At 34.3% G+C, this 14,695-nt stretch carries 14 protein-coding genes; 10 read left to right on the top strand and 4 right to left on the bottom strand.

What is annotated here, in order from left to right; all coding sequences use genetic code 11:
• Positions 1-51 precede the first annotated feature (51 nt).
• The 4 genes from ACM55K_RS12435 to ACM55K_RS12420 all read right to left on the bottom strand — a co-directional run bounded on the left by ACM55K_RS12435 (position 52) and on the right by ACM55K_RS12420 (position 5,060).
• Entirely contained in the window at positions 52-1,635 is a 1,584-nt protein-coding gene (locus tag ACM55K_RS12435) for an efflux MFS transporter permease (RefSeq protein WP_416850575.1), read from the bottom strand.
• A gap of 4 nt (positions 1,636-1,639) precedes the next feature.
• Positions 1,640-2,692, bottom strand: a complete 1,053-nt coding sequence (locus tag ACM55K_RS12430) for an HlyD family secretion protein (RefSeq protein WP_416850574.1) — start codon at positions 2,690-2,692, stop codon at positions 1,640-1,642.
• A 36-nt stretch (positions 2,693-2,728) separates the two neighbouring features.
• Complete coding sequence (locus tag ACM55K_RS12425; RefSeq protein ID WP_416850572.1) at positions 2,729-4,072, bottom strand: TolC family protein; 1,344 nt, start codon at positions 4,070-4,072, stop codon at positions 2,729-2,731.
• A 169-nt stretch (positions 4,073-4,241) separates the two neighbouring features.
• The gene (locus tag ACM55K_RS12420) at positions 4,242-5,060 is read right to left on the bottom strand and encodes a helix-turn-helix domain-containing protein (RefSeq protein ID WP_416850571.1); all 819 of its coding nucleotides are present in this window, start codon (positions 5,058-5,060) and stop codon (positions 4,242-4,244) included.
• A gap of 403 nt (positions 5,061-5,463) precedes the next feature.
• Here ACM55K_RS12420 and ACM55K_RS12415 point away from each other — a divergent pair, with 403 nt between their 5' ends.
• From ACM55K_RS12415 to ACM55K_RS12370, 10 genes are all read left to right on the top strand, one after another.
• On the top strand, positions 5,464-5,724 hold the full coding sequence (locus tag ACM55K_RS12415) for a heavy-metal-associated domain-containing protein (protein WP_416835581.1): 261 nt from the start codon (positions 5,464-5,466) through the stop codon (positions 5,722-5,724).
• A gap of 53 nt (positions 5,725-5,777) precedes the next feature.
• Positions 5,778-6,161, top strand: coding sequence for a hypothetical protein (locus ACM55K_RS12410; protein ID WP_416850569.1), 384 nt, complete (start codon positions 5,778-5,780; stop codon positions 6,159-6,161).
• Positions 6,162-6,405: 244 nt separating this feature from the next.
• Positions 6,406-6,738, top strand: a complete 333-nt coding sequence (locus ACM55K_RS12405) for an ArsR/SmtB family transcription factor (protein ID WP_143388120.1) — start codon at positions 6,406-6,408, stop codon at positions 6,736-6,738.
• Between the two features lie 19 nt (positions 6,739-6,757).
• Complete coding sequence (locus ACM55K_RS12400) at positions 6,758-7,228, top strand: DUF6428 family protein (RefSeq protein WP_416850568.1); 471 nt, start codon at positions 6,758-6,760, stop codon at positions 7,226-7,228.
• Positions 7,229-7,245: 17 nt separating this feature from the next.
• Positions 7,246-7,878, top strand: a complete 633-nt coding sequence (locus tag ACM55K_RS12395) for an arsenate-mycothiol transferase ArsC (RefSeq protein WP_416850567.1) — start codon at positions 7,246-7,248, stop codon at positions 7,876-7,878.
• 2 nt (positions 7,879-7,880) lie between these two features.
• Positions 7,881-8,924 (top strand): ACR3 family arsenite efflux transporter, encoded by a 1,044-nt coding sequence (arsB, locus tag ACM55K_RS12390; protein ID WP_416850566.1) that lies wholly within the window; start codon positions 7,881-7,883, stop codon positions 8,922-8,924.
• A 272-nt stretch (positions 8,925-9,196) separates the two neighbouring features.
• Positions 9,197-11,704, top strand: a complete 2,508-nt coding sequence (gene nirB, locus ACM55K_RS12385) for a nitrite reductase large subunit NirB (RefSeq protein ID WP_416850565.1) — start codon at positions 9,197-9,199, stop codon at positions 11,702-11,704.
• A 115-nt stretch (positions 11,705-11,819) separates the two neighbouring features.
• On the top strand, positions 11,820-12,197 hold the full coding sequence (nirD, locus tag ACM55K_RS12380; RefSeq protein WP_416850564.1) for a nitrite reductase small subunit NirD: 378 nt from the start codon (positions 11,820-11,822) through the stop codon (positions 12,195-12,197).
• Between the two features lie 29 nt (positions 12,198-12,226).
• On the top strand, positions 12,227-12,814 hold the full coding sequence (locus ACM55K_RS12375) for a DUF4202 domain-containing protein (protein WP_416850563.1): 588 nt from the start codon (positions 12,227-12,229) through the stop codon (positions 12,812-12,814).
• 12 nt (positions 12,815-12,826) lie between these two features.
• Complete coding sequence (locus ACM55K_RS12370; RefSeq protein WP_416850562.1) at positions 12,827-14,638, top strand: sensor histidine kinase; 1,812 nt, start codon at positions 12,827-12,829, stop codon at positions 14,636-14,638.
• The last annotated feature ends 57 nt before the right edge of the window (positions 14,639-14,695 follow it).

Raw genomic sequence — 14,695 nt, 5'->3', positions numbered from 1 at the left:
AACTTAATTAGAATAGGATATTATTTTTAAACGGTTTCATGGCACTTTTTTTTAAGTACCCCAAATTCTATTTTTGAAAAGGTCAAATGTTTGTCTTAAATGCTGATTAAGCAATAGAAAAATAACGACAATACACATTAGATAACCAATAACGGTAAAGATTTCCATATTGGACAATAAAACCGATTGTTTTGAAACCGAACTGATAATTTGTTTCATCGCTAATTTATTGGAGTCATCCACATTATAGCCTTTAGCCATAAAACTTTTGGTGATTTGTTCGACACGCATTTGCGTTTCTGGGCTTTCGGGTAGAACAAATTGTCTGAATTTTGTAAAATGGGTACTTTGTAAAAACAACGATGCGTTTTGAATCATTGCAAAACCCATTATACTTCCCCAAAAACGCCCTGAAACTCCCACTACTCCCGCAAACGGAGCATAATGAGTAGGAACGGCAGATACGGTAAACATGACTAACGGAACAAATATTATTCCAACAGCCACACCTTGCAACATATACGGAATCACAATATCCGTTAAGGAAGCATCCGGCACAAAAAGGAAAGTGAACCAGAAATGAAATAAAGCTAAAAGTGAAAATCCTATTATAAAAATATATCTGGAAGAAACTGATTTAGCCAAAAAAAGCCCTGTCAAAATCATTCCAATTATATTTCCTGTTAGATTCAAATATTGTACATGCGCCACTCTTGAAGGTTCCCAATTCCAAACAACAGCCATCGTACTGTGACAAATATTCAACGTTGCTCTGGCAATATAAAAAACCACAGACAATAACAATCCGGTTCGTAAATTCGCATACCGAAATACTCGCATATCAAAAGTAGGTCTCTTCACCAGCATTTGTCGGGCGATAAAAAAACCTCCTGTTAGCAAGGCAACAATGAGCGCTGCGACAATTTGGGGGGATTCAAACCAATATTTTTTTTGCCCATAAACCACAAAATAACTGCCAGATAAAATAGCAGTAAGCACAAGAATAAAACTGGCCCAATCAATTTGATACAAAGGAATTTTTTTATGAAACCGATTGTTATTAAAGGTAATCATGACCAAAGCCACGCATATAATTTGGAAAAAAGCGGAACCATACGCCATATACTTCCAATCGTAATTCTCCAACAACCACACCGCAATATTCATTATAAATGGGGAAGCCAACATCAAAGCGCCATAATTAAGCGTAAAAGCAATAATCACGGCATTTTTAGACTTAAACCGAGCAATCAAAAATTGTCGTAAAGGTAAAACCGGCAATGCCATCAGAATTCCTTCGGCCATTCTTAACATAATAAACAAAGAAAAATTTTGGGTGTACGCCGTCAGTATAAATGTCAAAGCTGCCAAACTATAAATTACCAAAAAATAGTTCTTGGTTGGGAAAAACTTAAAAAATCGACTTTCGATGAGAATGGTAGCTAAAAAAGTCCCATAAGTAACACACATCGAAAACTGTAAATCTTCGACTTCTACGTCCAAAAAACTCGCTGCATACGTTACATTGGAAGTATACACTCCCAATAAAACCATGGAATGCAGCATGCAGAAAAAGATAATAGCAATAATAGCCCAATTAGGAACCCAAGATTTAAAAACACTTACTTCTGACATCTGATTATTTGTGTTCGGCTATAACGGTAACATTCATACCGGCTCTGAGAAAGTCCGTTTGTGCATCATTTTCTTTTAATTTTATTCTAACCGGAATTCTTTGTTCTATTTTTATAAAGTTACCCGTTGCATTATCAGGGGGCAATAATGAAAAACGCGCCCCACTGGCTGGCGATAATGATTCAATACTTCCCGTAAATTCTCTTCCGCTTATTGCATCTGCTTTTAGCTCCACTTCTTGGCCAATGGATAAATACTGCAGTTGCGTTTCCTTAAAATTAGCCGTAATCCACTTTTCCTTGCTAACAATAGAGACTAAGTTCTGTCCTTCTTTTATCATTTGTCCCGGCTGAATCATTTTTTTTCCCACCCAGCCATCATAAGGAGCGGTAATTACGGTGTAAGAAAGAAACAAAGTGGCATTGTCTGCAACAGCTTGTTTGGACTGAATTACCGTTTGAGCCGTTGGTCTTTTAGCCGAAGCTTCTAACGTGTTCAATGCCGCCGATTGAATCGTGTTCGCTATTTCCTGATAATGTGCTTGTGCCAATTCATAATCCGCTTTTACTTTTTCAAGCTGTTGTTCGGTAGCCGCTTCCTGGCTTACTAATCCTTTATAGCGATTGTATTCCAGTTTTGTTTTCCAAACTTCCGTTTTTGCAGCTTGTAACTGAGCTTGTCTAACGGAAGTCACATTAGAAGTTGTTGCGACATTTTTTTCGATCACAATACTATTGCTTTTTGCGTTTTCAACATCTGCCAATGCCATGTCTAAATGCGCTTTGTATTCTCGATTGTCAATTACCAGCAACGTATCGCCTTTGTGAACAAATTGATTTTCATTATAACGCACTTCGGTAACATAACCCGTAATTCGGGCCATAATTGGCGTTACATATTGATCCACCTGAGCATCATTAGTTTCTTCATGATTTTTATTAAAAATATAAAACCAAATCCCTAAAACAATTCCGCCGAGAACCAGCATACTTGCAATCACGGTGATTAATCTATGAAATGATCGATGAGCTCTTGACGAATTATGAACTTTTACCATATAAATTTGAAACTAAATTATATTAAATTGAAATTATTATTTGTTGAGTAATCCTGCCGTATGGAGCAATTCATACTGTTTCATAACTGCATCTATTCTAGTCGAAACTTTGTTGAATTTTGCTTGAAGTAACGCATTGTCCGCATCGACCATTTCAGTAATCAACACCAGTTGATTGAGGTATTTTACCTTTACAATACGGTAATTTTCATTGGCTAAATCCAATGCTTTGTCCGTAACCGGTAGCTTGTCCTGTATTTCCTGATATTGGGTATGATTTCTAAATACTTTATCCACCATTTCATTTTTCACTAGTTCCGATTCATTTTTTTGCAAGTCCACTTTTAAATTGGCAACCTGAACTTTGGCTTTATTTTTATACAACCCAGACAAATTATAAGTAGCCTCCACTCCTATTTGTCCTATAGTATAGAGATACGGGCGATTCAGCGTAAATAACATATAATCAGGATATTTTAGATTATAATTACCAAAGAAACTGACCTTAGGATAGTAATTTCCTTTCACTATCTTCAACTCTGTTTTTTTAACGTCTACTTCTCTATTTGCGATACGCATTTCTTCGTTTTGAAGCGTCTCTTTAAAATAGAAATCATAATCGTTCAAAGGAGCAATATCTAGTAAGCCTGTTGTATCAATGGCAATTTCTCCTTCTTCTGGCAACTGCAAGACTGTTTTCAACTCTTGAAGCGCAATCCTGATATTTTTTTTATTCGTTAACGAATTGAGTTCTCTGTCAGATAATTGCAATTCAGAACGCAACACTTCGTTTTTAGTAACGGTTCCAAAGGTTTTAAAAGCTTTCACTTCCTTTAATCGTTCCTGTTCTTCTTTAATGCTTTCACCAATGATTTTCTGGAGTTCCATCATTTTATAAATGCCCAAAAAAGTAGCGATAACCTGCAATTGAACATCATTCTGCGTCTTCTCTACCCTGATTTTGGCAATTTCATTTTCCTCTTTTGATTTTTTAATCGCATTATTGATTCTATTACCTGCATAAAGTGGCATCTCAAATTTTGTAACCGCATCATATATTACGGTGCCAGGCTCTGGAGTGTACGTATGTTTATCCGAGAAAAAACCGCCTTCGTATTCCGTCAAATCTGATAATCGGGAATACATCGCATTGAAATTAACTTCCGGCAAACGAAGATTTTTTGTCCCGGCAATCTCTTTTTCTGAAATACGCTGTTCGATATGAGATTTCTGAATCGTCTTATTATTTTCTTTAGCGATTTTTAAAGCATCATTTAAAGAAATATCAGTAACATGTTGAGCTTGTACTGAAGTTATCCCTTGAAAGAAGAGGAATAATAACACTGTGTTTTTAGAAAAATTAATTTTCGATTGGTTCAAAAGAACCCGTTTTTTAAGAAACATAATATAGATAAAGGAATGTGGTGCAAAGTTCCCTAATTTAATTCATGCCGTAAAATCAACTGAAGCCAACTATTTATTCATTTCGGACAAATATAAAACAATAAAATCACTACAACGATTGCAGAAAACAAGTGTTACAAAAAAATTACTTTTTTAATATTTCAATCCCTTTTAAATAATCAGAAGGGCGTTGTCCTAAAATCTTGAAAAATGTATTGCTAAAAGTTGGAACGCTATTATAGCCCACAGCTTGTGCCACTTCATTAACAGAGCGTTTTTTTTCGAGTAACAATTCAATTGCTTTTAAAATTCTTCTAATGGTGAAATATTGAATGAATGACATGCCTAAATCTTTTTGGAACAAACGATACAAAGAGCGCTCACTAAAACCAAATCGATTGGCCAAATCAGAGAACAAAATTGTTTCTCCCAAGTTTTTATCCAAATAGCTAATAATCTTATTCAGACGAATATCCTTTGGTAAAGGCACCGATAATGGTAAATTAATCAGACAGATTTCCGGTAAAATGGCTTTTATGGCATTGGCAATAGTAAAATTTCTGGTTCCTTTTTCTAGGTTTCCGTTCCATCGGTTCGTGAAACGCATCATTTCCAGCAATAAATCATTAATGGGATAAATACCTTCTTTTTCATAAAAAGAATCTTCATTCGAATCTATTGGAAAATACAAATTCCGCATTATAACATGATCCGAATTGGGATGAATACTATGTTTTATTCCGCCTGGAATCCAGATAAAATGGCGTGCAGGAAGAAAATAAGTTTTGGTTTCAGTGGTAACATAAACAATGCCTCCTTCTGAATATAGCATTTGGGCTTTTTCATGTTTGTGGGTTGGAATAAATATTTCGCCCATTAAATCATGATGGCAATAAATACTTTTTTTATCCGTATCAACCGCTTTTATATAATATTTTTCTTCTAAAGTTTCAGATGAACCCATTGCGCTGAAATGAATATTTTTATGACTTATTACGATATTTATCCAATATAATTTAGTTTTTCATTTCTAACAAGTGATTTACATCATTGTCAAAACATGAATTTTTAATTATTTTTTTACTAAAAATACACAATTATGCGGTTGTGCAGCTAGATTTCAAAGTTACAAATACAAAGCTGTTTCTACACAAGAAGCTGCTTTATTTTTCAAAGATAAAATGACTATTAGAACCCGTAGATTTACTAAAATATGCTGTAAACAAACATTCATCCTAAAATCCAAAAAACGATATTTTTCTATTCTATTTTTCACATTAATAAAACATAAATCACTAACTTTAAGCTACTTAAATATTTATTTAAATATATCCAAACTACATTCCTAATTTTTAAAAAATAAAAACATGAGCGCACTAAAAGACAATGTAATTCCAGGAAATCATGGTCAAATTTTTGGAACAAATGCTATAGAAGAAGTTGATTTAATCGAAATTAAAGCCAACGTATTGAAATTAGACGGAATAAAAGATGTGCTGTTGAATGCTGAAATATTTCCACGAGAATTCACGGTTCATACCTCCAAAATGGTATTGATTAATGATATTGAAAACAAAGTAAAATCGGTAGGCTTTCATGCTATTCCAAAAGATCTATTTGAGCTTTAATATTTTGAAATAACGCAGATTCAATTAATTGCAAACTATTAAAAAAAATAAAAATGGAAACTAAAAAAACAATTTATCAATTACACGAAGAGCACAAAGCATGGTTAAATAAACTTTCCTTTTATAAAGATGAACTTAAAATTATGGATAACCGAATTATGGAAGTGGCAAAGAAAAACACTTCTAATGAGGTACGCTCCTTAGCCGATCATTTTAATAATCTGTTAGTCATTCAAAAGGAACAGATTGACATCTTAACCCATGATATTAAAAGTCATGAATTGTATCTGGAAGCAGCAGCACTTGACAATCCTAATAGTATTGATCATGAAAAATTTTCTGACCATAAAAAGCACCGAGAAGGTATCGTTGTTTTTGAAAAAATATTTAAAGAATTGAGAGAAGAATTGATTGATTTTCTATCGAAATGGATGTGAATTGGACGATTTACAAAAACTAAAAGCATCTTTTACGACTATTCCTTTGGAAGTCTTAGTATCGAATACATTTTAAATTTTACCTTAAAACATTTCCTTTACAAGCATAAACTTCAAAATGCTTATCAAACTACTATTGCCTTTAGTAAACCAGAGCGGCAATTAAAAATTTAAAGAAAAATTAGTATTCTAAATTTGGTTTTTATTTATCTATATCGTAATATTGCAATATAAATATATAGCGATGGGAATTACTAAATCAGAACATTTTACAGACGAGCAAAACGAATTGGCAACATTGGCGAAAGCCATAGGTCATCCCGCCCGAATTGCCATAATAGAACATCTCATAAAAGTAAACAGTTGTGTGTGCGGTGATATCGTAAATGAACTTCCTTTGGCACAACCCACTGTTTCCCAACACTTGAAGGAACTAAAAAATGCCGGGCTTATAAAGGGCAATTTTGAAGGAAATGCCATTTGTTACTGTCTCAACGAAGAAGGTTTTAATAAAATAAAAGGCTTTTTTCAGCACATCAACACCTATTTAGAAAATAAGAAAAATCAATGTTGTTAATTTTTAAATTACTAGAATCATGAAATTATCAGAAATTAAAAAACAGTTGAGCACGTTAGAAAACGTTGCTTTTGTATTGCCAAACGGAACCTATGTTCCAGAACATTTTCACGTAACCGAAGTGGGTTTAATCACCAAAAACTTTATTGATTGCGGTGGAAAAGTTCGAAAAGAAACCGTTGTGAATTTCCAATTATGGGATGCCAATGACTTCGAACACCGTCTAAAACCACAAAAACTTTTGGACATCATCTCACTTTCAGAAAAAGTATTAGGAATCGAAGATTATGAGGTTGAAGTTGAATTCCAAGCCGAAACTATTGGAAAATACGACATTGGATTCAACGGAATAGCATTCACTCTTTTAAACAAACAAACAGCTTGTTTAGCACAAGATCAATGTGGCATTCCTGGAGAAAAACAAAAAGTAAAATTATCCGAAATCCCTACTCAATCAAGCTGCTGTACTCCTGGAGGAGGCTGTTGCTAATTTTTTAAAACTATAAAATGACTTTAACCAAAACCATCCTATTTCCAGAAATCGAAAAAACAATCTGTGCTTTTGATTTTGAAATCATAACAGCAGAACGCAAAATCATTTTGCAACCGCTTATTGATTTTATCCAAAACAAAGTTAGTAATCAACAAGAAATTAGGCTGAACTTGATTTGCACACACAATTCGAGAAGAAGCCATTTATCGCAAGTTTGGGCACAAACAGCAGCGGCGCATTTCAATATCAAAAATGTATTTTGCTATTCTGGTGGTACTGAAGCAACGGCTTTATTTCCTATGGCTGCCAAAACACTAGAACAATCAGGTTTTAAAATTAAAACCATTGCAGTAGGGAATAATCCAATTTATGCTATAAAATATTCCGACAATGAACATCCCGTTATTGGTTTTTCAAAAACTTATGATGACGATTTTAACCCACAAAGTGAGTTTGCAGCAATATTGACTTGCTCGCAAGCAGATGGGGGTTGCCCGTTTATTGCAGGTGCTGAAATGCGTATTCCTATCACATTTGAAGATCCAAAAGCGTTTGACAACACACCACAACAAGCAGAAAAATATCAGGAACGCAGTTTGCAAATTGCAACTGAAATGTGCTATGTATTCTCCCAAATAAAATCATAATAATGGCCTCTAAAAAAAGATTAAACTTTCTCGACAGCTACCTTACACTTTGGATATTTCTGGCAATGATAATTGGCGTTTCCATTGGCTATTTTATTCCGTCAAGCAGCGGTTTCATCAATTCCTTTTCAAGCGGAACAACCAATATTCCTTTGGCAATTGGATTAATAGTAATGATGTATCCGCCATTGACTAAAATTGATTTTTCAAAAATTTCTTTAATGTTTGAAAAGCCAAAATTACTCACCGCCTCTTTTTTAATCACTTGGATTATTGGCCCATTTTTGATGTTTTTATTAGCAACATTCTTTTTAAAAGACTATCCGGAATACATGACCGGTTTAATCATAATTGGAATTGCGCCTTGCATTGCGATGGTAATTGTCTGGAATGAATTAGCCGAGGGAAATAGAGAATTAACTGCTGGATTAATTGGAATTAATAGTTTGCTTCAAGTGTTCTTTTTTGGTTTATATGCTTATTTCTATTTAGAAATCATGTTGCCATTGTTCGGGATAAAAGGATTGGAATTAAATATTACGGTTGCCCAAATTGCTACAACAGTTGGGATTTATTTAGGAATTCCATTTGCATTAGCAGTAATTAGCCGCTATGCCATCAAGAAATACATTGGTAACAAATGGTTCAATCAAAAATTCATTCCTTTTGTCTCTCCAATTACGTTAATTGCTTTGCTTTTTACAATAGTTGTCATGTTCAGTTTAAAAGGCGAAATGATTGTTGATTTGCCACTGGATGTAATTAGAATAGCCATTCCGCTTGTGATTTTCTTCACCATTATGTTTTTCCTGATGTTTTTTGTTTCTAAAAAAATCGGAGCCAATTATAGAGATGCTGTAGCGCTTTCATTCACTGCATCTGGAAATAATTTCGAATTGGCAATTGCAGTTTCCATTGGAGTTTTCGGTATCAATAGCGGACAGGCATTTGCTGGAGTTATTGGTCCATTAGTCGAAGTTCCGGCTTTGATAATTTTAGTAAATGTCGCTTTTTGGTTAAGAAAAAAATATTATCAATCTAAGTAATTTCAAAAAATAAAAATTTCAAAATATAAGTACACCGTTTTAAATTAATACAAAGCTCCCAGACACTTTTTGGGAGCTTTTTTTGTTTCAATACCATTAGACCCCCCAAATACTAAATATTTATTTCAACAAAACAGGACTTTAATTATAAATACCCTATTTAAAACACCCTTTTTTGAATAATTACCAATTATTTTCAAAAACACTTAATTAAGTATCTGAATTAAGTATTAATACTTATATTTGCCTAATAATACTTAATTAATGAGATTATGATTAAAGTAATAGTAGTCGGAAACGGCATGGTAGGTTACAAATTTTGCGAAAAATTCATTGCAAAATCAGGACAAGAAGAATATCAAATCACCGTATTTGGAGAGGAGCCAAGACGCGCATACGATAGAGTTCACTTGAGTGAATACTTTGCGGGTAAAAGCGCTGATGACTTATCATTATCAACATCAAATTGGTATGAAGAAAATAATATAATCCTAAATACCTCTGAATTAATCACTGATATTAATAGAGAGCAAAAAACAATACATACCCATTTAGAAAAAATACATACTTACGACTACTTAGTTTTAGCTACAGGTTCAGCTGCTTTTGTACCGCCGATTGAAGGTGTAGATAAAGAAGGAGTTTTTGTATATAGAACTATTGAAGATCTAGATGCAATCATGGCTTACGCCAAAAAAATAAAGCAAAATGGTGCTACTGAAGCTGCCGTACTTGGTGGTGGATTATTAGGATTAGAAGCCGCTAAAGCGGTATATGATTTAGGATTAAATCCACATGTAGTGGAATTTGCTCCTCGATTGATGCCAAGACAGCTTGATAAAGGGGCGAGTGATATGTTGCAATCAAAAATTGAGGAACTCAACATTGGCATTCACCTAAACAAATCAACACAATATATTGCTGGTGAACATGCCATTACGGGAATGATGTTTGAAGGAGATGATCTTCTAAAAGTGGATATGTTGGTAATTTCTGCAGGGATTAAACCACGTGACGAACTAGGAAGAGTTTCCGGACTTGAAGTAGGCGTACGAGGAGGAATTGTAGTAAACAACAAGATGCAATCTTCTGATCCTTATATCTATGCGATCGGCGAAGTAGCACTTTACAATCATATGATTTATGGTCTTGTAGCTCCCGGATATGAAATGGCCGATGTGGCCGCTGAACAAATCCTGAAAGGGGCAAAAACGATGAGGGAAACCATCGATATGTCTACACAATTAAAATTAATTGGTGTTGAAGTTGCGAGTTTTGGTGATCCTTTTATAGAAAATGAGGAGGTAACCGCCATTGTTTACGAAAATAAATTCAGTGGAATTTATAAAAGAATCAATGTTACCAAAGACGGAAAAACACTTTTGGGAGGAATATTGGTAGGTGATTCAAGTGATTATAATGGATTGTTCCAAATTTATAGCAACGCCATGAAATTGCCTAAAAATCCAGAAGATTTGATTTTGGGTTCAAGAGGAGGAGAAATTTCTACTATGGGAAGTGCAATGGACTTGCCGGACACTGCCGTAATTTGTTCTTGTGAAAATGTTACAAAAGGAAGTATTTGCTGTTCTATCACAGACGGCACTTGCGAAACTCTTTCAGACGTAGTGAAATTGACCAAAGCAACAACGGGCTGTGGTGGATGTAAACCAATGGTTGTAGATTTAGTAAAAGAAACCCAAAAATCATTAGGAAAAGAAGTCAAAGATGTGGTTTGCGAGCATTTTGCTTATAGCAGACAAGAACTATATGATATCGTAAAAATCAACAAATTCACCAATCACAATGAAGTATTGGGTACTGTTGGAAAAGGAGATGGATGCGAGGTTTGTAAACCGGTTTTATCTTCCATATTCTCCAGTATTTATAATGATACAGCCAACAAACATGTTGCTGAACAGGATTCAAATGACAGATTCTTGGCTAATATTCAACGTAACGGTACTTACTCTGTTGTACCTAGAGTTACAGGTGGGGAAATTTCAGCCGAGAAACTAATCGTATTAGGTCAAGTAGCCCTAAAATACAATCTATATACCAAAATTACAGGAGGACAACGTATCGACTTATTTGGTGCCGAATTAAATGATTTGCCTGAAATTTGGAAAATACTTATCGACAGTGGTTTCGAAAGCGGTCACGCTTATGGTAAATCACTACGTACTGTAAAAAGCTGCGTAGGGAATACTTGGTGTCGTTATGGAATGGATGATAGTACCACTTTTGCAATTGAATTAGAAAACAGATACAAAGGATTGCGTTCGCCACATAAAATCAAAGGTGGAGTTTCTGGTTGTATCAGGGAATGTGCAGAAGCGAGAAGCAAAGATTTTGGAGTTATCGCCGTAGACGGAGGTTGGAATCTATATATCAGTGGTAATGGAGGAGCAAATCCAAAACACGCTGTTTTATTTGCAGAACAAGTTGACAAAGAAACTTGTTTGAAATACTTAGATCGTTTCTTGATGTTTTATATCCGTACAGCAGGACCATTAGTACGAACTTCTACTTGGTTAGAAAAACTGGAAGGTGGACTAGATTACTTGAAACAAGTAGTAATCCAAGATAGCTTAGGAATTGCTAATGCATTGGATGTAGAAATGCAAGGATTGGTTGATTCATACGAATGTGAATGGACTCAAGTTATTGAAAATCCTGAACTGCAAAAACGTTTTAGACATTTCACCAATTCTGACGAGAGAGACGACAATATTGAATTTGTACCAGTAAGAGATCAAAAAATGCCTAGACCTTGGTAATAAAAAGCAAATAATTATAATCCATTTTCCATCTCAACTTCAGCAGTTTCATTTAAATATTTCGCATTTGTTACAAAAGTTGTTGAAGTGATGGAAAATATAAAAAACACACATTATGGAAGATATTCTAAATCAATACGAAACGGTTCAATTAAACGATGTAAAAGTTTGGTTCAAAGCCGGAAAAACTAGTGATTTCCCAACTGACGGTGGTGGATGCATCAAATACAAAAACAAACAAATTGCAGTTATCAATTTCTCGCACAGAAACGAATGGTATGCTTGTCAAAATGTTTGTCCCCATAAAATGGAAATGGTACTTTCAAGAGGAATGATTGGTTCCACTGATGAAATTCCTAAAATCGCATGTCCGATGCACAAAAAAACCTTTTCGCTTACAGACGGTTCTAACCTTAATGGAGATGATTATTCCATCGCCACTTATCCTGTTAAAATTGTAGAAGATGAAGTATTCGTTGGCTTTTTGGAATAATTATGTATCTTTGATTTTAAACATTTCAAATGACAACAACACCATTCCAGAACGCAAGTACATGGATTGATGCAGAGAATGCACAAGATCCAAACCACGAAACATACCAATCTATAACCTATCCAAAGGAATTATTATATTCAAATCGAATGTATAAAAGACTGATGGATTTTCACCCAAATGCTTCAGAATCAGTCCAAATCGCCTCTAAAGCACAACACATTTGCCGATGGAAAATAGCACGGGAATCCTACCCTATGGATCGTGTGGGTTATTTAAAATGGCGCGAAGATTTGAAAAAATTTCACGCCAAAACGACCGCTGTTATTTTAGAAAAAGCGGGTTACAGTGAGGAATTTATCGCCAGAGTTTCTTTTCTGATTGAAAAAAAATTACTTAAAAAAGACGAGGAAACACAACTTTTAGAAGATGTAATTTGCTTAGTCTTTCTAGAATACTACCTAGACCCTTTTGTTCATAAACACGACAGGGAAAAAATGAAAAACATCATTCTGAAAACTTGGCTTAAAATGTCCGAAAAAGGACAGCAGGAAGCCTTAAAAATCAACTACAGTGCTGCGAACCTTGAATTGATCAAAGAGTCTCTTGAACTGTAATTTGATTTCGTTATGACAAAAAGCGCCAAAGGATCATCTATCGATACTATTTCATTTAAAAACTTAAGACGTTTGTATCTTTTCGCCTTATTAACTATTGCCATTACGGTATTGTTAAGCCAGTTGTTGATACAATACAACCTTAACAGCCAACTGAGTGATTCCCGAATAATCAATATTTCGGGAAAACAAAGAATGTTAAGCCAGAAGTTGACGAAAGAGGTTTTAATTTTAAATTTCGTAACGGATACTGCCAAAAAAAATGAGGAAATCACAAGCATTAACGAAACGCTTTCGCTTTGGAAAACTACCCATTTTAATTTAGAAAAAGGAAATGACAGTCTTGGTTTTCCAAAAGAAAAAAGTAAAACCCTTTCGGTATTATTTAAGGCAATAAAACCTAATTTTGATAGTATTGTTAATGCTACAACCCTTTTTTTAGAAAATAAAAAAATAAATACAAAAGAATCCGAAAATCAAAAATTAGTACAAGCTATTCTTGAAAACCAAGTAGTTTTTCTTTCTAAAATGAACCAAATTGTTGATGAATACGACAAAGAGGCGCTAGAAAAAGTGACGCTGCAAAGTAAAACGGAATATGCGATTTTAGTATTTACGCTATTTGTTTTATTACTGGAATTCTTGTTCATCTTTAAACCGACCAATCAAAAAGTAGAAAAACTTATTTCTAAACTTTTATCTTCCGAAAAAAAGGCATTAAAACTCGCTTATAACACCGAAATAATTAGTGAAATAAAAGAAAATTCTGTTAAAGAATTAAAATCACTCAATTACGCCATGGAAAACACGTTGCTCTATTGCCGCGTTGCTCCTGATGGTACCGTGATTCATATTGGTGAAAAATTTTCAAAACTGCTTCAATACAATCCATTTATTTCTGACAAGACCTTTTCTCAGGTTTTGACTCCAATAGAAAAAGAGCAAATCGTAATTGACAGGATTCTTGCCGAAAAACAACGCAGTGGCTGGCAAGGAGAACTCAATATTACCAATAGAGACGGGGAATCGCTCTGGCTCGACTTATCAATGGTTCCTGTAACCATAAAAAAAGAAGAATCTGAATTATTGATTATCTGTTTTGATATTACCGAGCGTAAAAAAGCGGAACGGGAAGTTGAACGATTGAATACCGAAAATGTAACCGATAAAATCAATCAACAAAAGATTATTTCGAGTAAAATTGTCGAAAATCAGGAAAACGAACAAAATAGGATTGCCCGAGAAATTCATGATGGAATTGGACAAATGCTTACCGGTTTAAAATTTAGTCTGGAAAGCATCAATCTGGATGATAAAGAAAAAGCAGCCCAAAAAATAGAATACTTAAAAAAATTATCGCTTGACATTATAAAAGGGGTTCGTACCGCCACATTCAACTTAATGCCACCGGAATTGAGTGATCATGGTATTGTTTCCTCCATTGCAAAACTGACTCAGGAATTATCAAAATTGACAGGAAAGAATATTCTTTTTTATAATAAGACTCATTTTGATAAAAGATTGGATTCTTTAATTGAAATTAACATCTACCGACTGACCCAAGAAGCCATTAACAATGCTCTTAAATATGCCGAATCTTCCCATATAATTGTACAATTATCTCATAGTAGCACAATTTTGAGTATTACGATTGACGATAACGGAAAAGGATTTGATATTACTACGGTCGAGAAAAAGAGAAACAGCGAGTCCGGAATGGGATTGCTTTTCATGAAAGAAAGGATTCAATACATTAATGGTCGGATTTTCTTCAACTCGATTCCAGGTGAAGGAACCCGTATTACTTTCAATATTCCTATATAATCCTCGGAAATTTACAAAATTCACTCTTTTTTCAATCCAAATAAAATAATTTCATTA

Origin of the sequence: Flavobacterium arabinosi, assembly GCF_048158725.1 — a bacterium.
Taxonomy (GTDB): Bacteria; Bacteroidota; Bacteroidia; order Flavobacteriales; family Flavobacteriaceae; genus Flavobacterium; species Flavobacterium arabinosi.
The sequence above is the reverse complement of the archived record's forward strand: the minus strand, read 5'-3'. Positions and strand labels throughout refer to the sequence as shown.